This window comes from Cystobacter fuscus (assembly GCF_044360685.1).
In the GTDB taxonomy this organism is placed as follows: domain Bacteria; phylum Myxococcota; class Myxococcia; order Myxococcales; family Myxococcaceae; genus Cystobacter; species Cystobacter fuscus_C.
The window spans coordinates 8,423,840-8,448,073 of sequence record NZ_CP043491.1 but is presented as its reverse complement, the minus strand read 5'-3'; the positions used below and the strand labels follow the sequence as shown (position 1 = coordinate 8,448,073).

The 24,234-nt window shown below is 70.5% G+C and carries 21 protein-coding genes; 15 read left to right on the top strand and 6 right to left on the bottom strand.

What is annotated here, in order from left to right; translation table 11 throughout:
• Positions 1–95 precede the first annotated feature (95 nt).
• From F0U63_RS34545 to F0U63_RS34535, 3 genes are read left to right on the top strand one after another with little or no spacing between them, the layout of a single operon-like run.
• Positions 96–1,739 carry a GMC oxidoreductase gene (locus tag F0U63_RS34545; RefSeq protein ID WP_395836673.1) on the top strand — a complete coding sequence of 548 codons (1,644 nt, stop codon included), beginning with the start codon at positions 96–98 and terminating at the stop codon, positions 1,737–1,739.
• 29 nt (positions 1,740–1,768) lie between these two features.
• Positions 1,769–2,710 carry a glycerophosphodiester phosphodiesterase gene (locus tag F0U63_RS34540; protein ID WP_395836671.1) on the top strand — a complete coding sequence of 314 codons (942 nt, stop codon included), beginning with the start codon at positions 1,769–1,771 and terminating at the stop codon, positions 2,708–2,710.
• Positions 2,701–3,186 (top strand): hypothetical protein, encoded by a 486-nt coding sequence (locus tag F0U63_RS34535; protein WP_395836669.1) that lies wholly within the window; start codon positions 2,701–2,703, stop codon positions 3,184–3,186. The genes F0U63_RS34540 and F0U63_RS34535 overlap by 10 nt, the downstream gene beginning before the upstream one ends.
• Positions 3,187–3,207: 21 nt before the next feature.
• Here F0U63_RS34535 and F0U63_RS34530 read toward each other — a convergent pair whose 3' ends face one another.
• Genes F0U63_RS34530 through F0U63_RS34510 form a run of 5 tightly spaced genes read right to left on the bottom strand, consistent with a single transcriptional unit; the run spans position 3,208 to position 9,668 of the window.
• Positions 3,208–5,082, bottom strand: coding sequence for an ABC transporter permease (locus tag F0U63_RS34530; RefSeq protein ID WP_395836667.1), 1,875 nt, complete (start codon positions 5,080–5,082; stop codon positions 3,208–3,210).
• Positions 5,079–6,926 carry a hypothetical protein gene (locus tag F0U63_RS34525; RefSeq protein WP_395836665.1) on the bottom strand — a complete coding sequence of 616 codons (1,848 nt, stop codon included), beginning with the start codon at positions 6,924–6,926 and terminating at the stop codon, positions 5,079–5,081. Before F0U63_RS34525 ends, F0U63_RS34530 begins: the two co-directional genes overlap by 4 nt.
• A complete protein-coding gene (locus F0U63_RS34520) occupies positions 6,923–7,801 on the bottom strand; it encodes an ABC transporter ATP-binding protein (protein ID WP_395836663.1) in 879 nt (292 codons plus the stop codon). Before F0U63_RS34520 ends, F0U63_RS34525 begins: the two co-directional genes overlap by 4 nt.
• Positions 7,802–7,803: 2 nt before the next feature.
• Positions 7,804–8,202 (bottom strand): DoxX family protein, encoded by a 399-nt coding sequence (locus F0U63_RS34515; protein WP_395836661.1) that lies wholly within the window; start codon positions 8,200–8,202, stop codon positions 7,804–7,806.
• Positions 8,199–9,668, bottom strand: coding sequence for a sigma-54-dependent transcriptional regulator (locus tag F0U63_RS34510; RefSeq protein ID WP_395836659.1), 1,470 nt, complete (start codon positions 9,666–9,668; stop codon positions 8,199–8,201). The genes F0U63_RS34515 and F0U63_RS34510 overlap by 4 nt, the downstream gene beginning before the upstream one ends.
• Positions 9,669–10,130: 462 nt before the next feature.
• Here F0U63_RS34510 and F0U63_RS34505 point away from each other — a divergent pair, with 462 nt between their 5' ends.
• The 12 genes from F0U63_RS34505 (at position 10,131) to rpmE (ending at position 22,732) form a co-directional block, all read left to right on the top strand.
• Positions 10,131–10,889: an OmpA family protein gene (locus F0U63_RS34505; protein ID WP_395836657.1), complete on the top strand. Its 759-nt coding sequence runs from the start codon at positions 10,131–10,133 to the stop codon at positions 10,887–10,889.
• A 27-nt stretch (positions 10,890–10,916) separates the two neighbouring features.
• Positions 10,917–11,351, top strand: coding sequence for a chemotaxis protein CheW (locus F0U63_RS34500; protein WP_002621268.1), 435 nt, complete (start codon positions 10,917–10,919; stop codon positions 11,349–11,351).
• 9 nt (positions 11,352–11,360) lie between these two features.
• Complete coding sequence (locus F0U63_RS34495; protein ID WP_395836655.1) at positions 11,361–11,726, top strand: protein CrdC; 366 nt, start codon at positions 11,361–11,363, stop codon at positions 11,724–11,726.
• A complete protein-coding gene (locus F0U63_RS34490; protein ID WP_395836653.1) occupies positions 11,723–13,522 on the top strand; it encodes a methyl-accepting chemotaxis protein in 1,800 nt (599 codons plus the stop codon). The genes F0U63_RS34495 and F0U63_RS34490 overlap by 4 nt, the downstream gene beginning before the upstream one ends.
• Positions 13,519–15,369 (top strand): methyl-accepting chemotaxis protein, encoded by a 1,851-nt coding sequence (locus F0U63_RS34485; protein WP_395836651.1) that lies wholly within the window; start codon positions 13,519–13,521, stop codon positions 15,367–15,369. Before F0U63_RS34490 ends, F0U63_RS34485 begins: the two co-directional genes overlap by 4 nt.
• On the top strand, positions 15,366–17,822 hold the full coding sequence (locus F0U63_RS34480; RefSeq protein WP_395836649.1) for a response regulator: 2,457 nt from the start codon (positions 15,366–15,368) through the stop codon (positions 17,820–17,822). Before F0U63_RS34485 ends, F0U63_RS34480 begins: the two co-directional genes overlap by 4 nt.
• Positions 17,823–17,891: 69 nt before the next feature.
• Entirely contained in the window at positions 17,892–18,950 is a 1,059-nt protein-coding gene (gene cheB, locus F0U63_RS34475) for a chemotaxis-specific protein-glutamate methyltransferase CheB (protein ID WP_395836647.1), read from the top strand.
• A 7-nt stretch (positions 18,951–18,957) separates the two neighbouring features.
• Entirely contained in the window at positions 18,958–20,283 is a 1,326-nt protein-coding gene (locus tag F0U63_RS34470) for a CheR family methyltransferase (protein WP_395836645.1), read from the top strand.
• A gap of 78 nt (positions 20,284–20,361) precedes the next feature.
• Positions 20,362–21,213, top strand: a complete 852-nt coding sequence (locus F0U63_RS34465) for a tetratricopeptide repeat protein (RefSeq protein WP_395836643.1) — start codon at positions 20,362–20,364, stop codon at positions 21,211–21,213.
• Positions 21,210–21,341, top strand: coding sequence for a hypothetical protein (locus tag F0U63_RS34460; RefSeq protein ID WP_395836641.1), 132 nt, complete (start codon positions 21,210–21,212; stop codon positions 21,339–21,341). Before F0U63_RS34465 ends, F0U63_RS34460 begins: the two co-directional genes overlap by 4 nt.
• A gap of 123 nt (positions 21,342–21,464) precedes the next feature.
• Positions 21,465–22,319 carry a 5'-nucleotidase gene (locus F0U63_RS34455; protein ID WP_395836640.1) on the top strand — a complete coding sequence of 285 codons (855 nt, stop codon included), beginning with the start codon at positions 21,465–21,467 and terminating at the stop codon, positions 22,317–22,319.
• Positions 22,320–22,441: 122 nt separating this feature from the next.
• Positions 22,442–22,732, top strand: a complete 291-nt coding sequence (gene rpmE / locus F0U63_RS34450) for a 50S ribosomal protein L31 (protein WP_395836638.1) — start codon at positions 22,442–22,444, stop codon at positions 22,730–22,732.
• Between the two features lie 347 nt (positions 22,733–23,079).
• Here rpmE and F0U63_RS34445 read toward each other — a convergent pair whose 3' ends face one another.
• A complete protein-coding gene (locus tag F0U63_RS34445) occupies positions 23,080–24,231 on the bottom strand; it encodes a BMP family ABC transporter substrate-binding protein (protein WP_395836636.1) in 1,152 nt (383 codons plus the stop codon).
• Positions 24,232–24,234 lie beyond the last annotated feature (3 nt).

Sequence of the window (24,234 nt, the reverse complement as noted above, 5' to 3'; positions counted from 1 at the left end):
GCCCAGGGCCGCATGGAGGCCCACCAGGCGGGCAGTGGAGCGCGTTCGCTGGAGGCCCGATAGGCTGTAAGTCATCCCGGTATGGGGAGGATCTGATGGAGTTCGACTGCGACTGGCTCATCATCGGCTCGGGCTTTGGCGGGAGCGTGAGCGCCCTGCGCCTGACGGAGAAGGGCTACCGGGTGGTGATGCTGGAGAAGGGCCGCCGCCTGGAGGGCAAGGACTTCCCCGAGACGAACTGGAACCTGAAGAAGTGGCTGTGGATGCCGGCGCTCGGCTGGCGCGGCCTCTTCAAGATGACCTTCTTCCGCCACGTCACGGTGCTCTCTGGCGTGGGCGTGGGGGGCGGCTCGCTGGTGTACGCCAACACGCTGCCCGTGCCGAAGGACGACTTCTTCCAGTCGCGCTCCTGGGGAGGCCTCGCGGACTGGAAGACGGAGCTGGCGCCGCACTACGACACCGCGCGCCGGATGCTCGGGGCCACGGTGAATCCGCTGCGCACCCTGCCGGATCAGATCGTCCAGCAGGTGGGCAAGGAGATGGGCCGCGAGGACTTCCAGCCCGCCACGGTCGCCATCTACTTCGGACAGCCCGGGGTGACGGTGCCGGATCCCTACCATGGGGGCGAGGGCCCCAGCCGCACCGGCTGCAACTCCTGTGGCGGGTGCATGACGGGCTGCCGCTTCAATGCGAAGAACTCGCTCGACAAGAACTACCTCTACCTCGCGGAGAAGCGCGGCCTCACGATCCACGCGGACACGGAGGCCACCTGGGTGCGCCCCCTGCCCGGCGGCGGGTACGAGGTGAAGGCCGTCGAGGGCACCTCGCGCGCGTCCCGCCGCGAGCGGCGCTTCACCGCGCGCCAGGTCATCTTCTCGGGCGGCGTGCTCGGCACGGTGGATTTGCTGCTCAAGCTCAAGGCGCATCCGGACGGCCTGCCCCGGCTCTCGGAGCGCGTGGGCGACTGCGTGCGCACCAACTCCGAGTCGCTCATTGGCGTGGTGGCCGGCAAGCGCTTCCAGGGCGGGGACCTGTCCCGGGGCATCGCCATCGGCTCCATCCTCCACACCGACGAGCACTCGCACCTGGAGCCGGTGCGCTACGCGGCGGGCTCGGACTTCTTCCGTACCCTCATGGCGCCTCACGTGGGGGGCACCACCGCGCTTTCGCGGCTGGCGGGCCTGCTGGGCCTCGCCGTGCGCCACCCGATCAAGCTGGTGCGTGCCTGGTTCACCCGCGACTTCGCCCGGCGCACGATGATCCTCCTCTATATGCGCACGCTGGATGGGCACCTGCGCATGCGCCGGGGCCGGGGGCTGTTCACCGGAGGGAGGAAGGGCGTGCTCACCAGCCTCGCGGCGGGACCGGCCCCCTCCGCCTACATCCCCGAGGCCACGGAGCTCGCCCACCGGGTGGCGGAGAAGCTGGACGGGCTGCCCATGAACATGGCTTCCGAGACGCTGATGGGCATCCCCACCACCGCGCACATCCTCGGCGGCTGCTGCATGGGCAGCTCCCCCGAGACGGGGGCCATCGACTCCCAGCATCGCCTCTTCGGCTACGACGGGCTCTACGTCATCGACGGCGCGGCCATCTCCGCCAATCCGGGCGTCAATCCCTCGCTCACCATCACCGCGCTCGCCGAGCGCGCCATGACCTTCATTCCCGCCCGCCAGCGGGTGGAGTCCGGTGAGGAGATGACGCGGCCCGCCACGCACCTCGCGGCCGTGGGGGCCTGATCGCCCCGCGTGCTACGAAGCGGGGCCGCATGATCTTCCTTCCGTCGAAACGAAGAGCGGGCGTGCTCGCCTGCGTGCTGCTGCTGGCCGCGGGCTGCGGCCTCGGCGATGCCCCCGGAACTCCGCGCCTCGTGGCGCACCGCTCCGGCTCGGGCAACTTCCCGGAGAACTCCCGCTCGGCCATCACCGCCGCCCTGCGCGAGGGCTACCCCTCCATCGAGGTGGATCTGGTCCTCACGCGCGATCGCATCCCCATCCTCTCGCATGACGCGTGGATCGATCCGGTGCTGTGCACCTACGCGCAAGGTCCGGACGAGGCCGAGCCGCGCCGGCTGCCCGAGGACTCGCGCTGGCCCATCCAGGACTTCACGCTCGAGGAGCTGCAGCGGGACTTCCGTTGTGGAGGGCTGGGCGATCCCACCAAGCCCGAGGCGCAGCGGGTGGCGGACACGTACGTCACCTTCGACGAGCTGCTCTCGCTGGTGAAGGGCCACCCGGACACGGTGCTCCAGTTCGACATCAAGGGGGACCCCGCGTACACGCAGTCCCCCGAGGTCTTCGCCGAGGAGATCCTCGAGCGGTGGAACGCGGCGGCGCTGCCCAACCGCTTCTTCATCACCTCCACCCGGGGCGCGCTGCTCAAGGCCTTCCAGGCGCGCCAGGACATGGAGGCGCTGCTCATCTGGCCGGAGCTGCGCAAGGACTCGAATGCCACCGTGGCGGCCATCCTCAACGAGTTGCAGCGCCAGGTGGGCGTGAAGGAGCTCATCCAGCTCACGCGTGACGCGGGAGCGGATGGCATCGCCGTGGCCTACCAGGTGGCGGATCGCGCCGCGCTGGAGTCCGTACGGAGCGCCGGGCTCAAGACGGCCGTGTGGACGGCCAACACCGAGGCCCAGCTCTCCCTGTTCTGCCGCTGGCCCCTGGACTACCTCATCACCGATTACGTGGAGCGTGCACCGTGCCGTTGACCCTCTCCCTGGTGGCCGCGGGCCTGACCCTGGCCGCCGCGCCCGTGCGACTGGATCGCGTGGACCTGCTCAGCGAGGACGAGGGCACCTTCCTCAACTACGACATGCCCCTGTTCTCGGCCTATGCGCCCATCACGGGTGGGCGCTTCCTCGAGCAGGTGAAGGTGGTGCTCGCCCTGCCGGTGCGCGGCCTGTACGCGGGGGCGTCCATCGCCTCGCAGTCCATCTCCTACGAGGGGCCCCTGTTGCGCTCTCAGGATGGGCGGGGCCTGTTCTGGGTGGGCAGTGTGCACACGCGGCTGCTCATGCCCTACGGGGCGCACGCGGGCGTGGCGTGGCGCTTCGGCCTCGTTCGCCTGGGCGTGGGCGCGAGCCTGTCCACCGAGGCAACCTGGGTGCGGCCGGAGTGGAACCAGTGGCGGGTGCTGCCCGTGCTGGCGGTGGGCATCGGTCCCAACGTGGCCCCGGGGATGTAGCGGTCCGCTCCGGGGAAGGGCTCACTCCACCCGGACGCTCGTCCAGGGCTCGTAGAGCACCAGGCCCTTCGGCCCACGCAGTCCCATCTGGTACCAGAGCACGTCCCGAGACAGCCTCGCGCGGTCGCGCCGGAGCGACTCGCCGCAGTCGAAGGGTCCATCGAACGTCTGGACCCGGGAGGTCTCCCTCGCCCGGAAGCGGCAGACCACCCGCCATCCCTCGGGCGGCGGCGTGTCCAACACGGGCCGCAGGAGCACCTCGTGCTCGGAGGGCTCCACGGCCGCGCGGGGACGGGGGAGTGACGCGATGAGCTGCTGATGGCGAGCCACCTGCTCGTCCAGCCCGGCGAAGAAGTCATCGAACACCTGGGACAGATCGATGCCCGCCGTCTGGAACGCGTCCTGCCAGAGCAAGGCGTCCTGGAGTCCCTCGGGGGCCTCCTTCCTCCCGAGCGCCGCGAGCACACGAGCCGGAGCTCCCTCTCCGTGCCGCCGCACCAGCGCCTCCACGAAGGCGCGGCCGAGCGGATACACCCAGTTCGCGTCCCGCTCGGCGGCGAGCTTGTCGGGCGCGAGCAGTTCCTCGGTCTTCACCTCGCGCCGGGCGCGGGCGGCGGCGGCGATCCAGTGATACTCCTCCAGCGCGTCGGGCGGGTGGAAGAAGCGGTACTCCACATAGGTGGCCAGTCCCTCGGCGAACAGGTGCATGTCCGCCAGACGGGGAGCGCTCTGCGGTCCCACGATGCGCTGGGAGAGCACGTGCGTCGTCTCGTGTCCGAGCACGGCGAGCGCTTCCTCGTCGCCGGAGAGGTTCTCGAGACCCATGCGCAGCGTGTTCCAGTAGGCCGTGCCCGCGGTGTGCCGCATGCTTCCACCGAGGTCGACACGGATGGGCTCTCCCGCCTCGACGCCCAGGAAGGCGCGCGCCTTCTCGAAGGCGGCATCCGCTCCCCGCAGGAGGGGCTCGGTGCGTTGGCGCAGGCTGGCGGGGTAGGTGAAGTGGTAGTGCCGGGTGTCGGCCTGGGCGCTGGCGCTGGTGGGGAATTCCACCCGGATCTCCTCGCCGCTCGTGGCCGCCTCGTCGTCGACGCCCCCCCACCGCATGAACACCGCGAGGAACAGTCCCACGGTGGCGGCCGAGGCCAGCACCCCCAGCCAGGAGCCCTGGAGCCGCTGTTGCGCGGCGGCGAGCAGCCGCTCTCCCCAGCCGAGGAACTGGACGAGGGCGAGGGCGAGCAGGGCCGCGGTGACGGAGAGCTGGAGGCGCAGGGCCTCCACGGGCCAGCGCCAGTGGTTTCCCTCGAACGCGGGCGCGGTGAGTCGGAACGGGTTGAGGGCGGACCACCCGGGAGCCCGGTCCTCGAGCAGACCCTGGGCGAGCATCAACACGGCGAGCAGGGTCCAACACAGCCGGCGCAAGGGGGCCAGGGCCAGGCCGAGGGCGAGCACGAAGAGCGCCTGCACGACGCGCAGCACGCTCGCCACGCCGATGACGTCCAGGTGCAGGCCGGGCTCGAGCGAGGTGCGTGACAGGACCTGTTCGACGAGCGTCCAGGCCGTCATCCCGAGCGGGTACACGAGCACGGTGGCGAGCGCGACGAGCACCTTGACCCAGAAGATCGTCCAGCGGGAGGTGGGCAGGGCGTCGAGGAACTCCAGCGTGCGGTCGTCCTGTTCCCGCACGAGCAGTCCGCTGCCGAGCGCGAAGGCGAGGAGGAAGGTGAGCACGGACAGGTCATCGTCCGGATCGAAGCGCTCCGGGAGGCTCACCGCGTAGGGGGAGAAACCCAGGGGCTCCCACAGCGCGGAGAGCACGTTGAGCAGGAGGAGGAGGAGCGCGAGTCCGAGGAACGGCCGTTGATCGCGCGCTTCCTTGGCGACGAGGGGGCGGATCATCGGATCTCCCGGCGCTGCGCGAGCAGGCGGATGGGGCACCCGAGCACCTCGGAGTCCACCTGCACCACGAAGAGCCACCGGTCTCCCCAGGCGAGGCCCAGGGGCAGCCGCGCGCTCGTCCCGGACATAACGTCCTGCCGGGAGAGGGCATGTGTGGGCACCTCGTTCTCGAAGGGCTCCAGCGCGTGGTGGAGCAGGGCGTAGCTCGGGGGTGGGGCCCCGGAGTCCGTCCGGAGCGCGTGTTCCAGGCGGAAGGTCCGTGCCGACTCCGCCACCAGGGTGAGGGTCGGCTGGAGCCAGGCCAGGGGCTCCAGCACGGCCGCGTGGGACTCGCGATCCCGCCGCAGCGCCTCGCGCCAGAAGCCCGCCAGCTCGTCTACGGTGGGCCCATCGCGGTGGGCCAGCAGCTCGGCCAGCCGGGGCTCCCGCCACAGGCCCCAGAACCCCGTGGCCTCGGGGAGCACGAGGACGCGGCGCATCAGCTCCTGGAAGGCGGCCTGTCCGAGCCGGTGCCGCAGCACCTGGATGCCCCGGGCGGCCAGTGCACCCGACAGACAGGGGCCGAGGCGCTCGCGCGTGGTCAACCAGTGCTTCTCCTCGAAGTCCTCGCGGGAGGCCACGGCGGCGCGTGCGGGCAGGGGCTCGGCGCCCGTCTGGTTCACCCACCACGAGGTGAAACCATCGAGCAGCCACTGACGCTCCTCGCGCAGCACGCGGCCCTGGCTGGCCTCGATGAGCACTTCCCGGAAGAGGAAGGACTCGAAGGCGAGCGGATCGAAGTCCGGGTCCGCGAGGTTCGCCCGGACGACGACACCATCGGCCTTCTCGAGCTTCGCGCGCTGGAACACGTCGGCATCGAGCTCGAGGATGGGCAGCACCGCCACGGGGGGGAGCTGCTCGAGCCCGAGGAAGTCGCTCACGGCCCGCAGGTCCGTGGCGAGCAGCTCCGCGAGCCGCCGGGCCCGCTCCGGGGGAAAGCCCACGCCGGAGGCCACCTGGAGCGACGAGGACTTCACCGTCACCCGCTCCGCCTCGCTCAGGGCGAAGGGCTTGCGCTGCTTCGCCTCGCCCCACGTGGCCACGCACACGAAGAGCCCGACGAGGAGGCAGGCGATGAAGACCTTCTCCCGGTGGCTCATCCGTTGGGAGAGCAGCTCGGCCAGGGTGCCATCCCGGTAGAGCACCAGCCCGAAGCCCGCGCCGGCCAGGGCGCCCGAGAGCGCCCAGCAGGTGAGCAGATCCTTCCAGGGCACCCGGTGGCGCTCGAAGGCGAAGTCCGAGCCGAGCAGGGCGACGGGCCCCCAGCGCGACAGATCGAAGTCGGTGAGGTGATCCGCCGCGAACAGGGCGATGAGGAGGAAGAGATAGAGGGGGTTGCGGTAGCGGCCGAGCAGTCCGGCGAAGGCGAAGAAGCACCAGCCCAGCAGCACCGGGGTGAACGCGCGCGAGAGCAGCAGCAGCACGAAGCGGCCGGAAATGGGCTCGTGCGCTCGTGCCTGGTGCCAGAGCAGCAGCAGGCTCAGCACGAGTGGCGGCAGCAGCGCCGCGGCACCCAGGACGAGCTTGGTGGCGAGCACCCGGGCGCGCGAGACGGGGAGGACCTCGAGGAAGAGCTGGGTGCGCTGACCGTACTCGCGCACGATCAACCGGTGGGCCACGAAGAGCGCGCCGCCCGTGGCGAGCAGCAGGGTGGGGCCCTTGAGCAACGCGAAGAGGCTGCCCTGTTCGGCGAAGGCTTCCTGTCCCCGCCACGCCACGAACAACACGGCGGCGACGAACGACTGGAGCAGCAGCCAGGCGCCGCGATGCTCGCGCCACTCCTTGCGCACCAGGGCCAGGCTCATGACTCGTCCGAGCGCCGGGCGTAGGCGAGGAAGATGTCCTCGAGCGAGAGCCGCTGGGTGGTCTCGGGGGAGAGGGACGCGGCGTCCCAGTCCGCGGGGGAGCCAAAGAGGACGGCGGCCACGCGCCCATCGGGCAGGTGCTCGCGTCTCACGAGCGAGAGGCCGGGGGGGAGGGACTCGGCGGTGGAGTCCAGGAGCACGCGCCGGACGGACTGGCGCAGGGTGTCGAGGCCTCCCTGGAAGCGCAGCCGGCCCTCGTGGAGGATGCCGATGCGGTGCGCCACCTCCTCCACCTCGCCGACGAGGTGCGAGGAGAAGAGCACCGTCTGTCCCTCGCGCCGCACCTGGTCGCGCAGGATGTCGAGGAACTCCCTGCGGGCCACGGGATCCATCCCGGCGGTGGGCTCATCCAGCAGCAACAGGGGCGGGTGGTGGGCCAGTGCGAGCGCCAGCCCCAGCTTCATCCGCGTTCCACCGGAGAGCTGCGCGGCCTTGCGATCCTCGGGGACGTCGAGCACCCGGAGCAGCCGCCGGAACTCCTCGTCACTCCAGCGGGGATAGAAGCCGGAGACGAACGCGCCCAGCTCGCGCGCGGTCATCCACGGGTAGAAGACCTGCTCCTGCGACACGTAGCCGAGCTGCCGCTTCTGGGTGCTGCCCACGCGGCGCACGCGCTGGCCCATCAGCTCGATGTGGCCCCGGTCCGGGCGCAGGATGCCCATGAGCATCCGCAGCGTGGTCGTCTTGCCCGCCCCATTGCGTCCCAGGAAGCCGTAGACCTCGCCCCGGTGCAGCTCCAGGTCCACGCCCTCCACGGCCGCCACCTCGTGGAACAGGCGGCTGAGCCCGTGGGTGCGCAGGATGATGTCGGACATGGTCAGAAGGGGCGGCGGCGCATCTTCGCATCGACGCTCAAGGGCCCTCCGCCGATGAACACGGCCGCGAGGAACACCGCGAGGTAGAGCACCGCCAGCTCCATGCGCCCGAAGGCATCCATGCGGTGCTGGTAGAGGGCCACCCCCATGGTGCAGGCCACGAAGAAGGCCCCGAGCCGGGTGAACAGCCCCAGTGCCACGAGGACTCCGCCCACCAGCTCCGACAGCGCCGCGGCCCAGGCGAAGTAGAGCGGGTAGGGGAAGCCCAGCGCCTCCACGCCCTGGGCGAAGCGATGCATGTCGCCCATCACCTTGGGCAGCCCATGGGCGAACGCCAACGAGAGTCCGAACACCACCCGCACCAGCGTCCAGCCCAGCGTGAGTCCACGTGAACCGTTCATCCTTCACCTCCCGAGGGGGACGGCTCCTTGTCGCCGCCGCGCTTGAGTCCGAGGGCCTTCAACTTCTTATAGAAGTGGCCGCGTTCCAGATCCAGCAACCGTGCCGCCTCGGTGACGTTGTCCTGGGTATGCGCGAGCGCGAACAGGAGGATTTCCCGCTCGGCGTCCTCGACCTGCTCGCGGAAGGTGCGGTCCGCGCGGGGCCGGAAGCCGCCCGGGGCCCCCGCGGGCACGGCCGTGGGAGCGGGAGCGCGGGGCGCCGGAGGAGAGGAGGCATCGGAGGGGGCGGGCGGTGGGGCGCCCTTGCTCCGAGGGAGCAGCTCGGCGGCCTCGGCGCCGGTGACGATGGGGCCCTCGCACAGGATGGCCAGACGCTCCACGAGGTTGCGCAGCTCGCGCACGTTGCCCGGGTAGGAGTGGGCGGCCATGACGGCGAGAGCGTCGGGTGACAGGGACAGCGGGCGGCGGCCATTGCGCGCGCACGCCTCCTTGAGGAAGGTGTCGATGAGGATGGGGAGATCCTCGCGCCGCTCGCGCAGGGGGGGCGAGTGAATCTGCACCACGTTGATGCGGTAGTAGAGATCCTCGCGGAAGCGGCCCGCCTCGATTTCCTTCTCCAGGTTCTTGTTCGTCGCGGCGATGACGCGCACGTCGACCTTGAGCGTCTCGGCGCCGCCCACGCGCTCCAGCTCGCCTTCCTGCAACACGCGCAGCAGCTTGGCCTGCATGGCCTGGGGCATGTCGCCGATCTCGTCCAGGAAGAGCGTGCCCTCGTGGGCGAGCTCGAACTTGCCCCGGCGCATGCTCACGGCGCCGGTGAAGGCGCCCTTCTCGTGGCCGAACAGCTCGCTCTCGATGAGCTCGTGCGGCACCGCCGCGCAGTTGAGCTTCACGAAGGGGCCGCCCTTGCGCCGGGAGTTCTGGTGCAGGGCGCGGGCGATGAGCTCCTTGCCGGTGCCGTTCTCGCCGGTGATGAGCACCCGGCCCTCCGAGGGGGCGGTGCGTTGGATGAGGGAGAAGATGTGCTGCATGGCCGGGCCGCCGCCCACCATGTCGTAGCGCCCCATCTCCGCGCGCAGGGCGCGCAGCTCCTCCAGGGCGGCCTGGTGCTTGAGCGCGTTGCGCAGCGCCACGAGCATCCGGTCCCGGGCGATGGGCTTCTCCAGGAAGTCGCGTGCCCCCAGTTGGGTGGCCTTCACCGCCGTGTCGATGGTGCCGTGCCCGGACATCATGATGACGGGCAGCTCGGGCTTGAGCTCCATCAGCCGGGCGAGCACGGTGAGCCCGTCCATGTCCGGCATCTTCACGTCCATGAGCACCACGTCCACGGGCCGCGCGGACACCACCTCCAGGGCGAGCTGCCCATGGGCCGCGAGCTCCACGTGGTAGCCCGCGAGCTGCAGCGAAGTCTGGAGCGTCAGCAGGATGTTCTTCTCGTCATCGACGATGAGGACGGAGGCGGGCATGGAGGCGCACCTGGAGAGCGGACAGGGTGGACGTCGCACCGTCTCGTAAATCAGCCAGCCCTTCAAGTGGGCCGAGCCCTCCCGGGGGTCCTCGTGGACGGCTCGCGGCAGCGGAACGACAGACACCCTTGCCACGCTGGGGCCGCGTGCTTGTCATTCTTTGCCGCGCTCCCGCCCGCTGGCCCTTTTCGAGTCCGGGGGTCAAGGGAAAAGCGGACCCTGAAGCCGTCCGCCCTGGCGCGGTCCGTGCTTCTCTCCACCGGGTTGAGTGGACGACAAATCGTCCGGCCCGTGTGGAAGTGTCCAACAGCAGTGCGTTCTTGCACCTGAAACAGACCGGCAAGGAGCGGGCCCGCTCCGGCCAGGGGGCAATGGACAAAAGGCTTTGACTCGATGTTCCAGGGCGGGCTAGAGGCGAGCGCGTTGCCCATCCACTGGATGACATCATTTTTTGGAGGATCAATGCGTCGGATCTCGATGGTCGCGGGGCTCGCCCTCGCCGTGGCCGTACTCACCGGCTGCCCGCCGACCTACCCCAACTGCAAGAGCGACGAGACCTGCCAGGAGAAGGGCGAGGTTTGCGTCAACGGCACCTGTCAGGAGTGCTCCACCGACGCCAACTGCAAGGAGGGCTTCGCGTGCCAGGGGAACAAGTGCGTGCCCAAGGCGCCCGAGTGCTCGCGTGACGAGCAGTGCACGGGCGGGCAGATCTGCGAGGGGGGCAAGTGCTCCGCGCCGCAGTGCACCGCCAAGGCGGACTGCCCCGGAGCCCAGGATTGCCAGAAGGGCCGCTGCGCGCTGCCGCCCGGCGCCTGCAACTCCAGCACCGACTGCGGTGATGGCCAGGAGTGCCAGCAGAACAAGTGCGTGGCCGCCTCGGCCCCCCAGGCCCAGTGCGACTGGGAGCCGGTGCGCTTCGGCTTCAACGAGTACACCCTGCCCTCCGACGCCCAGGGCCGTCTGAGCGAGCTGGCCCAGTGCATCAAGGCCGCGGGCTCGGGCCGGATCGAGCTCGCCGGGCATGCGGACGAGCGTGGCACGGAGGAGTACAACCTCCAGCTGTCCAACAAGCGCGCCGCCTCGGTGCGCAAGTACCTGCTGGACCTCGGCATCCCGGCCAACCGCCTCAAGGCGGTGGGCTACGGGGAGAACCGGCCGGCCGAGCAGGGGGCCACGGAAGAGGCCTGGGCGGCCAACCGTCGCGTCGAGTTCGTTCGCTAGCACCCTTTTGAGGTAGGCTGCGCGCGAATGGCCTCGATCGAGACCGAGACACGGCAGTCCTACCTCGTCTTCGCCTGCGGCGGCAGTTGGTATGCCGTGCCCGCCGAGTGCGCGGCGGAAGTGGTCAGCTTTCCGGAGCTGACGCGGGTGCCCGGTGCCGCCGGGCATCTGCTGGGCGTTTTCGCCCATCGCGGGGAGGTCATCCCCGTGGTGGACATCAGCATGTTGGTTTCTGGGGAGCGCGAGCCCACGCGTCGCGCGGTGCTGGTGCGGCTGACGCGCGGCACCCTGGCGCTGACGGCCAGCCGCGTGGCGGGCGTCTCCCAGGTGGATGGCCGCCTGGAGCCGCTGGGCGCTGGCGGGGTGCACCTGCACCTGCGTGGCCCGGCTCGCAGCGCGCAGCGCGACGTGGCGGTCATCGACCCCGAGGGACTGTTCGACCACCTCAGCCAGGGAGGCTGAGCGATGGGGATGGACAGCCGTATCACGGGCACGCTCCTGTGCCGTGCGGGCGAGGGCCGTGTGGCGTTCGCCGCGCATGAAGTGGCCTCCATCGAATCTCCCGAGACGTTCGGAGGCTGGGCGGGCTCGGCCTGCGAGGCGTTCGCGGAGGAGTCCTCCTCCGGGCGCATCCTCGTGGCCGCCTCGGGCGAGGCGGTGGGGGTGAGCGCGCTGGAGATCGACGCCGAGCCCTTCACGGTATTGCCCGCGCCGGCCCTGCTCGTGCGCGTGGCGGGGGGCAGCTTGAGGGGCTTCATCCAGGTGCGTGGCATGTTGTGGCCGGTGATGTCCCTGGTGGACTTCGGCCGTTTCCTGGCGCCCGGGGAGGCCGCGTGAGGGAGCCGAAGGATCTCAAGGGGCTGTCGGCGTGGACCCTGCGGCCGTCCTGGTGGGGCGGGGTGCTGGGCCTGCTGTTGTCGTTGCTGTACGGGTACGTCACGCACTCGCTGCCCCGCGAGGGCCTGGGGCTGTTCCTCGGGTTGGTGGGGGCGGTGATGACGATGAACGTCCTGCTGACGTCCGCCCAGGAGCGGCACGCGCTGCGTGTGCTGTGGGCGCTGGAGCAGGGGCGGCTGCCCGCGAGCCCGGACAACCTGCGCCGGGCGTTGCAGGAGGTCCGCCGCGTTCCTGGACGCTCCTTCTGGTTCACCCTCCAGGGGTGGTTGGGGGGCACGCTGCTCCTGGCGGCGACCTACACCTCGCTGGCAGGAGTGCACTGGATGGTGGGCGTGCGCATCGGCCTGGTGGGCGTGTCGCTCGGGCCGCTGTCCTCCATGCTCGTCTATCTGCTGGTGGTGCGCCGCAGCCGCCGGGCCGCCGTGCTCCTCGCGGACAAGGGCCTGTCGCCGCAAGAGGTCATCTCGGCCCTGCCCGCCGAGCGGTTGCGGCTGCGCAGGCGCCTGGTGTTGTTCACCGCCGTGGCGGTGCTCTGTCCGTCCGTCTTCATCCTCGACGTGTCGGTCAGCCGCACCATGGACACCTTCGATCAGATCCTCCAGACGAGGGATCCCCAGGAGCAACAGCGCGTGGTGCATCAGGCGCGCCGGGCCACGGGCCTGCCGCTGGGGGTGCTCGCCGGGCTGGTGGTGGTGCTGGTGCTGGGCACGGCGTACGTGGCGGGCACGGCGCTCGCCGAGCCGCTGCGCGCCTTGTCGGAGGACGCCACGCGCATCGCCCAGGGCGAGGTGCGCACCCCCCGCTTCATCCCCGCCGAGGACGAGGTGTGGGCCGTGTCCGCCGCCTTCACCCGCATGCAGGCGCAGCTCGCCCAGGCGCTCGTGCAATTGCAGCGCGCGGGGCTTCAGATCTCCTCCACCACCGAGCAGTTGGTGGCGACGTCCGCGGATCAGGAGTCCGGCGCGGGCGAGCAGGCCGTGTCGCTCAACGAGACGCGCGCCACCACCGAGGAGCTGGCGCGCTCGGCGCAGCAGATCGCCGTCAACGCCGAGTCGGTGTCCGCCATGGCGGAGACGACCTTCGGGGCGGCGCAGAGCGGGCAGCGCAGCGCGGCGGCCTTCCTCGCCGCCATGCACCGCATGAAGGGCGACAACCAGGCCATCGCCGACGCCGTGGTGCGGCTCAACAAGCGGGTGCAGCAGATTGGCAAGGTGGTCGAGTTCATCAACGAGATCGCCGACAAGTCGGACCTGCTCGCGCTCAACGCCGAGCTGGAAGGCACCAAGGCGGGCGAGCCCGGCCGGGGCTTCTCGCTGGTGGCGGCGGAGATGCGCCGGCTGGCGGAGAACGTGCTGTCCTCCACCCTGGCCATCGAGCGGCTCATCGATGAAATCCGCGACGCCACCCAGGCGGCGGTGATGGCCACGGAGGCGGGGTTGAAGACGACGGAGCGGGGCGCGTCGCTGGCGGCGCAGGTGGACGCGAGCCTGGGCCTCATCCTCGAGCTGGCGCGGCAGACGTCCCACGCCGTGCGCTCCATCTCGCTCGCCACCCAGCAGCAGCAGACGGGCACGGATCAACTCGCCGCGGCCATGGGCGACATCCTGCGCGTGACGGAGGAGAACGCCGAGGCCACCCAGCAGATGGTGGCCGCCAACACGGACCTGTCCGCGCTCGCGCGCGACCTGAAGGCCACCGTGCAGCGCTTCCGCGTGGCGGACCGGGAGGGGGCATGAGCCGTCCCGTGTTGTCGTGGCTGCACCGTCCCTTCAGCCGCCCCCTGATGGGCGCCATCGTCACCGCCAACGTCATCACCGCGCTGCTCGGCTCGCGCTACGCGCTGTTGACCGCCAGCATGCGCCTGAAGGAGAGCCTGACGCTGTTCCTCTCCCTGATGGGCAGCTTCTGTCTGGCGGCCATCGCGGTGGTGTGGTTCCTGGCCCTGCGCCGGCTGCGCGTGCTGCGCGAGGTGGAAGTCCTCCGCCCTCCCGTGGCGCCCGAGCGCTTGAGCCAGGCCATGCTGGAGAGCCACCGGCTCGCGGACTTCGCCTTCGTCGCCACGCTGGCGGGGTGGCTATTGGCCGCCGCGTTCGCCAACGTCGCGCTGTGGAGCCTGGGCGGGTTCACGGGCTCGCTCGTGGAGCTGCGCACCTGTCTGCCGGGCCTGCTCTTCGGGCCGCTCGCCGCGCTGCTCACCTACTGCATGGTCACCCTGCGCGCACGCGCGGTGGGCTTGTACCTGTCGTCCCGGGGACTGACGCACCCGCAGGCCATCGCCTTGGCGCCCAAGCGCGCGCAGATCCGCCTGCGGCTCATCCTCTTCACCGCCATCGTCGTGGTGACGCCCGCGGTGTTCATCTGGGACGTGTCCTCGGTGCTCACCCACCGGGCCTACGACGAGCTGTTGGCGACGAGCCCGGATCGCCAGGCGGCCCTGGTCGAGCAGCTGCGCATGGACGCCATCGAGGTGGGTGGCGCCATGTGCCTGCTCGTCTTCGCCGTGGCGTTGGCGGCCGCCTACCTGGGCGGCACGCTCCTGGGCCGCCCCATGCGGCAGCTCGGCGAGGCGGCCCACCACATCGCCGAGGGGGACCTCAGCCAGTCCCGCCTCATCCCCGCGGAGGATGAGATCTGGTCCGTCTCCGCCGCCTTCTCCACCATGCGGGCGCACCTGGCGGGCGTGCTCGCGCAGCTCCAGCGCGCCGGCAGCCGCATCGGCACCACCACCGAGGAGATCCTCTCCACCTCCTCGCGCTACGAGGCCGGGGCCGCCGAGCAGGCCAGCTCCCTGGATCAGACGAGCGCCACCACCGAGGAGCTGGCGCGCTCGGCGCGGCAGATCGCCGAGAACGCGGGAAGCGTGGCGGAGATCGCCCACAAGACGCTCGCGGCGGCCAAGGCGGGCCAGGCCAGCTCCGAGGCCTTCATGGAGACCATGAGCCGCATGCGTCACGACAACCAGGCCATCGCCGCGGCGGTGGCCCGGTTGAACAAGCGCGTGCAGCAGATCGGCAAGATCGTCGAGTTCATCAACGGCGTGGCCGACAAGTCGGACCTGCTCGCGCTCAACGCCGAGCTGGAGGGTACCAAGGCCGGTGAGGTGGGGCATGGCTTCTCGCTCGTGGCGGCGGAGATGCGCCGGCTCGCGGAGAACGTCATCGAGTCCACCAAGGAAATCGAGGGGCTCATCGAGGAGGTGCGCGACGCGTCGGGGGGCGCGGTGATGGCCACCGAGGGCGGCGTGCGCGCCACCGAGACGGGCACCACGCTCGCCCAGCAGGTCTCCGAGTCGCTGCGGCAGATCGTCGAGCTGGCCGGGAGGACCTCGGACGCGGTGCGCGCCATCTCGCTCGCCACCCAGCAGCAGCAGGGCGGCACGGACCTGCTGGCCGAGGCCATGGCGGACATCCTGCGCATCACCCAGCAGAGCCACAACGCCACCAAGCAGGTCATCGGCGCCAACGGGGACCTGTCCACGCTGGCCCGGGACTTGAGGAGCGTGGTGGAGCGCTTCCAGATCGAATCCTCGTCCGCTTCTTCCTCCTCCTCCTCGTCTTCTGCCTCTCCGGGAGCATTCGGGTGAGCAGCGCGCGGGAGAAGTTGCTCAAGCAGTTCCGCGAGCTGGTGGGGGTGCGCCTGGAGCGCATCAACCGCCGCATCGTGGAGCTGGAGGCGGGAGCGAGCCTGGAGGCGGGCCGCACCGTGTTGCGCGAGCTGCACGGCCTCAAGGGCGAGGCGCGGATGATGGGCTTCGACGCCATCAACGCCGTCGTCCACGAGATGGAGGAGCTGGTGCGCTCCACGGAGCGCGTCGACCATGCGCTGTCCGCCGGCTCCATCGACGCGCTCCTGCAGGCCGGGGACGCGGTGTTGGTGTTGTCCGGCGCCGCCGTGCATGAGCCTCCGCAGCCGCCTCCCGAGGTGGACAAGCTGGTGCGCTGGCTGCAGGAGTGCACCCGTCTCGAGCAGTCCGGTCTCGCGGGAGCGGGGCAGGGGAGCACGGCGCCTTCGTCCCGCGCGGTCCCTCCCCCCGCGCCGCCCCCTCGCCCCGAGCCCTTGGAGCGGGTCGAGGAGGACGTCACTCCGGCCTGGGGCTCGGCGCCGGTCACCTTCGCGGCCCCGTCGCTGGTGTCGCGTCAGACGACGCCCCCGCCCACGCCACCTCCCTCGCCCGCCGCTTCCCGGACGCCGCCAGGAGGACGGATGGGAGGTGAGCCCGCGCGCCCCGTGGCCTCGGCGGTCGTCACGGCCACCGCCGCCGCGATTGGCCGGATGCCGCCCGCGGCGCCCGAGCCTCCCGCTCGGAGCACGGGCGCCTCCCCCGCGGTCCGCCCGGGGGATCGCGCGGATGGCTCGGTGCGCATCGGCGTGGCGAGCCTGGACCGGTTGACGAGCGCGGTGACCAACCTCACCCAGGTGTCGCGCCGCCGCGAGCTGGCCACCACCCGGCGGTTGGATCTGGCGCGAGAGCTGAGTCTGCTGGCGCGCGCCGCGGAGGACCTGGGCCCGGCGGTCGCGGAGCTGGCCGAGCGGCTGGGCCGCGCCAAGGAGCTGGCGGCCACGCTCCACCGCGAGGAGAAGCTGCTGGCCAACGAGGAGCTGCGGGATCTGGGCTACGTGGCCGACGAGGTGCAGCGGCTGCGCATGCTGCCCCTGTCGGTGCTCTTCGAGCCCTACCCGCGCATGGTGCGCGACCTCGGGCGCGAGCTGGGCAAGGAAGTGGAACTGAAGGTGGAGGGCGAGGACACGCGCGCCGACCGGGCCGTGGTGGAGGCGCTGAGGGATCCGCTGCTGCACCTGGTGCGCAACGCCCTGGACCATGGCCTGGAATCGCGCGTGGACCGGGTGGCCGCGGGCAAGCACCCCCGGGGCCGGTTGTCGCTGGTCGCCGCGCGCGATGGCAACCGGCTCGTGCTTCGGGTGGAGGATGACGGCGTGGGCCTGGAGCCCTCGCTGCTGCGCCGGGCGGCGGTGCGCAAGGGCTTCCTGGACGAGGCCGCGGCGTCGGCGTTGACGGATCAGGCGGCGCGCGAGCTCATCTTCCTCTCGGGCTTCACCTCGCGCGAGGTGGCCACGGACATCTCCGGACGGGGCGTGGGGCTGGACGCCGTGCGCAGCTCGCTCCGGGCGCTGGGCGGCGACGTGCTGGTGTCCTCCGAGGCGGGGGCGGGCACGCGCTTCGAGCTGCGGGTGCCCGTGTCCCTCACCGTCTCCCCGCTGCTCTTCGTGAAGGTGGCCGAGGAGACGTTGTGCCTGAGCGCCGCCCATGTCTCGCGGGCGGTGAAGGTGGAGCCCGGTCACCTCAAGGACGTGGCCGGGCGCGCGGTGCTGCAGGTGGATGAGCAGCCCATGCCCTTCGCCTCCCTGCGCTCCCTGCTCGGCCTGGGCGCCGAGCCGGGCCTGGACGAGGGCGCGCTGGTGCTCGTGGTGCGCAGTCAGGGCGCCATGGCCGCGCTCGCGGTGGATCGCGTCCTGGAGGAGAGCACCCAGGCCATCCTCCCGCTCAAGGGGTTGCTGGCCCACTTCCCCCACCTCACCGGAGCCACCACCCTGGCGGATGGCCGGCTGGCCATGGTGCTGTCCGCAGCGCACCTCATCGCCAGCGCCCGGGGCCTCGCGGGCTCACGCATCGCCCGGTCGGCCGCCGCCCCCCGTCCCGCGCCCGCTCCCCGCCGCCGCATCCTCGTGGTGGATGACTCCCCCCTGACGCGCGAGCTCATCTCCTCCCTGCTGGAGGCCGTGGGCTACGACATCCTCATGGCCACCGACGGAGCGGAAGCCCTGGACCTGCTCGCCCAGAATCCGGTGGACCTGGTCTGCACGGACCTGGAGATGCCGCGCGTGGATGGGCTCGAGCTGACCCGCCGGCTCAAGGAACACCCTACCCACAAGGTCCTCCCCGTGGTCATCCTCACCACCCGTGGTGGAGAAGAGGACCGCCAGCGTGGGCTCGCCGCAGGGGCGGACGGGTACATCACCAAGGGTGACCTGGTGCGTCAAGATCTCGTGGATGTGGTTGGCCGGCTGCTCGGCTGATGGCGCAATGCCGCATGTGGGGCCACATTGGCTATACTCCAGGAAGTGCGCACGGGGTATGGAAGTCACATGGGCAAGAAAGTGTCGGTGCTGGTCGTTGACGACTCGCACATCTGCCGACAGCTGATTTGCGAAGCGCTGAGCCGGGATCCGGATCTGGAAGTGGTGGGCACGTGCGCCAACGGCAAGGAGGCGCTCGACGCGGCACGGGATCTCCGTCCCCAGGTCATCACCATGGACGTGGAGATGCCGGTGATGGATGGGCTCACGGCCGTCGAGCACATCATGGCCGAGGTGCCCACGCCCATCCTGATGCTCACCGCGGATCCGCGGCAGCAGGCGCCGGAGCTCACGTGCCGGGCGCTGGAGATCGGCGCCCTGGCGCTGCAGATCAAGCCCTCCATCGACGCGGGCACGGAGGCGTGGAACCTGTCGCGCGAGGTGAAGCTCCTGTCCTCGGTGCGCGTCATCCGCCACATCCACAGCAAGCGCCGGCCGCCCCTGCCGGGCGGAGGCGTGGCGCCGCCCGCGCCGGTGGGCATGCCCTATGGCGTGCTCGCGGTGGCCAGCTCCACGGGAGGCCCCCAGGTGCTCTTCCGCATGGTGTCGGAGCTGCCGGCGGACTTCCCCACGCCCATCGTCATCGTGCAGCACATCAACGCCGCCTTCTCCGAGTCGCTGGCGGGCTGGCTCGCCAACTCCTCCAAGCTCAAGGTGCGGCTGGCCCAGGACGGCGAGCAGCTCCTGCCGGGCAATGTGCTCATCGCCCCGCCGGGCCAGCACATGTCCATTCCCTTCCGGGGCCGGGTGGCGCTGCGGCCGGGCGTGGAGCGTGACGGGCACATGCCTTCCGGCACGGTGCTGCTGGAGAGCGCGGCCAAGGCGTACGGCCGGCGCTCGATGGGTCTCATCCTCACCGGCATGGGCGAGGATGGCGCGGATGGCATGCTCGCCATCAAGCAGGCCGGGGGCCTGACGCTGGCGCAGAACGAGGAGTCCTGCGTGGTGTTCGGCATGCCGGGCGCGGCGGTGGCGCGCAAGGCGGTGGACCACCTGGTCCACGGAGATGACGTGGCGAGCACGCTGGTGCGCCTGGTGCGCGGTGAGTCCCTCTCCGTGGGTCGCTGAAGCCTCGGTGCCTCCCTCCCGCTCTCCCTTCGCTCCCATCCACGCGCTCGTGGCGCGGCGCACGGGCATGGCCCTGAGCGAGCTGCAGTGCCGTCGCATCGACGAGAAGCTGGCGGGGCGGGACGGCAGCACGAGCGCGCGCTACGTGCTCTATCTGCAATCCCCCGCGGGGGCCGCGGAGCTGGCCGAGCTCATCGACGCCATCTCCGTGCAGAAGACGGAGCTGTTCCGGGACGAGGCCCAGCTCGAGGCGCTGCGCACGCACGTGCTGGTGCCCCTGGTGGCCCGGGCCCGCCGGCCGCTGCGGCTGTGGAGCGCGGGGTGCGCCACCGGCGAGGAGGTGGCCACGCTGCTGGTGATGCTCGCCGAGGCGGGCGCGGATCCGGCCAGCACGGTGCTGGGCACGGACATGTCGGAGACGGCGATCGCGCGCGCGCGCGAGCTGTGTTTCAGCTCGGAGCAGCTCCAGCGGGTGCCGCTCGGCGTGAGGGATCGCTGGTTCGTGCCCCTGGGCTCGGGCCGCCACTCGCTCATCGGTCACCTGAAGGAGCGCGCCAGCTTCTTCGTCCACAACCTCGTGGATCCGTCCTATCCCTCGACGGCGGAGGGGCGGGGCTTCGACATCATCGTCTGCCGCAACGTGCTCATCTACTTCACCCCCGCGTCCTTCACCCAGGTGGTGGATGCGCTCGCCGAGCGGCTCTCGCCCGAGGGTCTGCTGGTGCTCTCCTCCGCCGAGCCGCTGCTGAGTGCTCCGCCGAGCCTGCGCACCCTGCGCTACGCGGACGCGTTCTTCTATGGCCGTGCGCCCCCCGCGGCTCCGCCGGCTGTCCCGGCCCCATCCCTGTCGGGTCTGCCCGCGTTGCGCCCCTCTCAATCGGGCCTTCCCGCGGTACGTCCCTCGCAATCGGCGCTGCCCCCGGTGCGTCCCTCGCAGTCGGGCCTTCCCGCGGTGTCTCCCACCCGGCCGGAGGCTCCTCCGGAAGCCGCTCGCGGCGAGGACTCCGCGCATCGGGACGCCGATGCGCTCTTCAGCCAGGTGCTGGAAGCGGTGGGCAATGAGACCCAGCCGAATCCCCAGACGGAGGAAACCCTGCGGCGGTGCCTCTTGTTGGATCCGGATCTGGCCGCGGCGCGCTATCTGCTGGGCATGGTGTTCGAACAACGCGGCGCGTGGGCGGAGGCCGCGGGCGAGTACCGGCGCGCGCTGCGCTCCCTGGAGGAGGGCAGGGCGCGCGCCACTCCTTTCTTCCTCAACAACTCCCGGCTCCAGGTGGCCTGCGCGCGGGCCATCGAGCGCGTGGAGCGGGCCACTCCCCCGACGTCGCGCTGAGGGGCGGACGGGCGGGCCCACCCGAAGCGTGAAGAAGCACACGCGCGCCGGGACTTTGCCCGATAGGATGCGCCGCCTATGCGAAGGCTTGCCCTCATCGCCCTCCCTTTCCTGCTCTCGGGCTGCTTCTACCCGGCGGCTCGCGGACGCGCGCTGGAGACCCGGCTCGATCAACTCGATGCCTCCCAGGCCCAGATCCAGGCGGAGCTCAAGCGCACGCGCGAGCAGCTCGACGCCACGCTGCCGCTCATCGACGAGAAGATCGCCCAGGTCACCAAGGCCCTGGACGGTCTGGACAAGGCCTCGCGCCGCTCGGGCGCGGACATCGGCATCCAGCTGCAGAAGACGGTGGAGGACCTGGCCCAGTTGCGCGGTCAGGTGGAGACGTACGTCTACAAGATTGGCGAGCTGGAGGCGGCGCTCGCGAGGACGAGCGAGGACACCGACAAGCGGCTGCTCGAGCTCAAGGGCGAGCAGGCGCTCAAGGAGGCCGAGGCCCGCAAGAAGGCCGAGGAGCTCAAGCGCCCCACGGACAAGAAGGAGTTCCTCGCGCTGGCCCAGGACAAGGCCAAGGCCGGTGACGTGGTGCTCGCCCGCCAGCTCTACGGGGAGTTCCTCAAGAAGTGGCCCAAGGACGCGCTCGTCGCCGAGGCCCACTTCGGGCTGGGCGAGAGCTACTTCGCCGAGGACAAGTGCCGCGAGGCCCTCTTCGAGTACGGCAAGCTCTTGCAGGAGCACCCCAAGGCGGCCTCCACGCCCGAGGCCTACCTGCGCTCCTCGGAGTGCTTCCAGAAGCTGAAGATGCAGGACGAGTCGCGGCTGGCGCTCGAGGAACTGGTGAAGGGCTACCCGAAGTCCGAAGCGGCCAAGACGGCCAAGACGCGGCTCGCCGAGCTGGACAAGGCCAAGAAGAAGGGAAGCAAGAAATGAGCAGACGACCGTTGCTGCTGGCGCTGCTGGCGCTGCTGCTCTCGCCCTGGGGGGCCGGGGCGGAGCCCAAGCACGTGGTGCTCCTCTTCACCGGAGACAATGGGGGCGAAATCGCCCCCTGTGGTTGAAGCCACAACCCGTCTGGCGGTCTGGCCAGACGAAAGACGGTCTTGTCGCGGGAGCGCGCGAAGGGGCCGGTGCTGGTGCTGGATTCAGGAAACGCTCTGTTCAAATCCCCCGCTCCCGGAGGCATGGCTCGGGAGAAGGAGCGGGCCGTGCTGTTGCTCGAGCAGATGGAGGCCCTGGGCACCACGGCCCTGGCCGTGGGCGCGCGCGATCTCACCCTGGGGGCCGGCTTCCTCACCCAGACGGTGAAGGGCAAGAAGCTCAAGTTGCTGTCCGCCAACCTCGTGGACGCGGAGGGCAAGCCCCTGTTCGCCGCCTCCACCGTGGTGACGGTGGGCGGGGTGAAGTTCGGCGTGGTGGGCGTGTCGCCCTCGGGCCCGGTCTCCACGGCCAAGGGGGTGAAGGGCCTGCCTCCAACCAAGGCGGCGCTCTCCGAGGCACGCCGGCTGCGCGAGCAGGAGAAGGTGGACGTGGTGGTGGTGCTCGCGGCGCTTCCCCAGGACGAACTGGAGCCCCTGTCGGTGCAGGTGGGCACCACGGTGGACTTCATCCTCCAGTCCCACGAGGGCCGGGCGTTCCTGCCCCAGCGCAACGACTTCGCCGTGCTCCTCGGGGGAGCGGAGCGGGGCAGGCAGGTCGCCCGGCTGGAGCTCTCCGTGGAGGGGAAGGGCCCCTTCCAGGATCTCTCGTCCGCCGAGCGGGCCCAGCAGGGCGTCAAGCTCGTCGAGGAGAACCTCCAGCAGGCCCGGCGCAGCCTCGCCGCCGCCAAGGACGAGACGGTCCGGGCCTCCTGGCGCGAGACGATTGCCAGCCTGGAGAAGCGCGTCCAGCAGCTCACCCAGGAAGCGAAGCTGGTCGGGAAGGCGGGCGAGCGCACCTTCCGCTTCTCCTACCTCCAGCTGGGGAGCGACGTGGTGGATGATCCGGCGGTGAAGCGGCTCGTGGAGCGAATCGAACCCGCGGGGTCCGCATCTCACTAGGACGGAACAGGGCCCGGTCACGGGCCTTGTGCCCCGCCCGGCGCGCCGTTATAAGCGCCGGCCTACCTCGAAAACGCCAGACCTCCCACCTTGGGGTGGGGGCAAGGCGCAGGGAGTTGCACATGAAGCCCGATCTGCACCCGGTTTACGCCCCGTCTCGCATCACCTGTGCGTGTGGCAACGTCGTCGAGACGCGGTCCTCGCGTGGCTCGTTCGCGGTGGAAGTCTGCTCGAACTGCCACCCCTTCTTCACCGGCAAGTACAAGCTGCTCGACACTGCGGGCCGCGTGGAGAAGTTCCGCAAGAAGTACGCCTCCAAGCCCGCCGCCGGCGAGGGCGCCGCGGAGGGCGCTGCCCCCGCCGCCGCTCCCGCGGCTCCCGCCAAGAAGGGCGGCAAGAAGGCCGAGGCCTGATCGTCTCGCCTGGTCGTTGCTTCACCGCCGGGCACGGCGCCGGAAATCCTCTCCGAGGGTTTCCCGCCGTGCTCGCGGCGTTTGAGGGGGCGTCTAGAACAGACTCGCGAGAGACGGCGGAGTCTGCTTCGTCGACGCGGTCGCCATGGACAGAAGCTCGAGCCGATCCTGCCCAGTGCTCTCGTCGGGATTGGTGCCTTCGTTCATGTTGCGGAGCCGAGCCATGAACTCCCCACGAAATGGAACTGCCTCCTGCTCGTGGGGTGCACGCGCGGGAGGCAGCAAGCGGTGAGCCGCTCCGGACTTCTATGGATTCGTCATGACGGGCACCCCGGCCTTTTCTTCGTCTATTTGGGCTCGTCGGCCACCGGGCCGGTGACGCCGGGGGACACCCACTGCATCTGGTTGAGCTCCTCCTTCGTCAGCGTCTTGCCCGCGGGCACGCGCGTGGCCCCGTGGCGATCCGGGAGCGGACCGGTGAAGGGATCGAAGCCGGGCTTGCTCGAGGACATGTCCTTGAGCAGCTCCAGCACCCGGTCATGCACGGACACCTGCTTGCCGCCGACCGTCATCTGCGCCTTCTTCAGCGCGTCCACGAACTTGGGATTGATGGGCACTCCCGGCTGGCCCCCCATCTCCACCGCGCCCTCGCGCAGCAGCCACCAGTAGTCCACGTCCTGGAGCTTGCCCGGCGCGTACGTGCCGTCGCGCACCTTGCTCAGGAAGTCGATGTAGATCTTCTCCCAGTGCACCAGTTGTCCGGACACCACGAAGTCCGGCGCGAAGCGCAGCATGGGCGAGTAGTGCGAGAAGACCGGCACCTTCTTGCGTCCCGCCACCTGCACCACCGTGGCCGTGTCCTCGCTGAAGGCCAGGACGTCATTGCCCTCGGCCATCAGCGCCTCGGCCGCCTCGCGCGCCTTCACGGGGCTCACCCAGGAGCTGATCCACTTCACGTTCACCGTGGCCTGGGGATTCACGGCCCGCACGCCCATGGCGAACGCGGAGATGTGGCGCTTCAACTCGGGAATCGGGAAGGCGCCCACGTAGCCCACCTTGCCGGACTTCGTCAGCGCTCCCGCCATCAGGCCGTTGAGGTAGTAGATTTGATAGAAGTCGGCCATGTAGGTGGCCATGTTGGGCGCCCGCTTGAAGCCCGCGGCGTGCGCGAACACCACCTTCGGGTACTTCTTGGCCGCCTCGAGCGTCTGATCCATGAAGCCGAAGCTCGTGGTGAGCACCACCTGGCAGCCGCCCTTCACCAGCCGATCGATGACGGGCAGCGCCTGGCCCTCGGGCACGGACTCCACGTACTGGGTCTCCAACCACGGCAGCGCCTTCATCGTCAGCTTGCGTGCCTCGTCGTGCGCATGGCTCCAGCCGATGTCGCCCACCGGCCCCACGTAGATGAAGCACGCCTTGAGCTTCGCCTCGTCCGCTCGCGCCGAGCCGGACAGGCCCAATGCCAGCAATACCAGCCACATCACAGGTGACTTCATCCG

Coding starts and splice junctions, on each gene's coding strand:
- F0U63_RS34495 (WP_395836655.1), top strand. CDS start 11,361: ATGGACAGCCGTATCACGGGCACGCTCCTGTGCCGTGCGGGCGAGGGC.
- F0U63_RS34460 (WP_395836641.1), top strand. CDS start 21,210: ATGAGCAGACGACCGTTGCTGCTGGCGCTGCTGGCGCTGCTGCTCTCG.
- F0U63_RS34515 (WP_395836661.1), bottom strand. CDS start 8,202: ATGAACGGTTCACGTGGACTCACGCTGGGCTGGACGCTGGTGCGGGTG.
- F0U63_RS34500 (WP_002621268.1), top strand. CDS start 10,917: ATGGCCTCGATCGAGACCGAGACACGGCAGTCCTACCTCGTCTTCGCC.
- F0U63_RS34505 (WP_395836657.1), top strand. CDS start 10,131: ATGCGTCGGATCTCGATGGTCGCGGGGCTCGCCCTCGCCGTGGCCGTA.
- F0U63_RS34445 (WP_395836636.1), bottom strand. CDS start 24,231: ATGAAGTCACCTGTGATGTGGCTGGTATTGCTGGCATTGGGCCTGTCC.
- F0U63_RS34510 (WP_395836659.1), bottom strand. CDS start 9,668: ATGCCCGCCTCCGTCCTCATCGTCGATGACGAGAAGAACATCCTGCTG.
- F0U63_RS34455 (WP_395836640.1), top strand. CDS start 21,465: ATGGCTCGGGAGAAGGAGCGGGCCGTGCTGTTGCTCGAGCAGATGGAG.
- F0U63_RS34465 (WP_395836643.1), top strand. CDS start 20,362: ATGCGAAGGCTTGCCCTCATCGCCCTCCCTTTCCTGCTCTCGGGCTGC.
- F0U63_RS34540 (WP_395836671.1), top strand. CDS start 1,769: ATGATCTTCCTTCCGTCGAAACGAAGAGCGGGCGTGCTCGCCTGCGTG.
- F0U63_RS34485 (WP_395836651.1), top strand. CDS start 13,519: ATGAGCCGTCCCGTGTTGTCGTGGCTGCACCGTCCCTTCAGCCGCCCC.
- cheB (WP_395836647.1), top strand. CDS start 17,892: ATGGGCAAGAAAGTGTCGGTGCTGGTCGTTGACGACTCGCACATCTGC.
- rpmE (WP_395836638.1), top strand. CDS start 22,442: ATGAAGCCCGATCTGCACCCGGTTTACGCCCCGTCTCGCATCACCTGT.
- F0U63_RS34530 (WP_395836667.1), bottom strand. CDS start 5,082: ATGATCCGCCCCCTCGTCGCCAAGGAAGCGCGCGATCAACGGCCGTTC.
- F0U63_RS34520 (WP_395836663.1), bottom strand. CDS start 7,801: ATGTCCGACATCATCCTGCGCACCCACGGGCTCAGCCGCCTGTTCCAC.
- F0U63_RS34545 (WP_395836673.1), top strand. CDS start 96: ATGGAGTTCGACTGCGACTGGCTCATCATCGGCTCGGGCTTTGGCGGG.
- F0U63_RS34525 (WP_395836665.1), bottom strand. CDS start 6,926: ATGAGCCTGGCCCTGGTGCGCAAGGAGTGGCGCGAGCATCGCGGCGCC.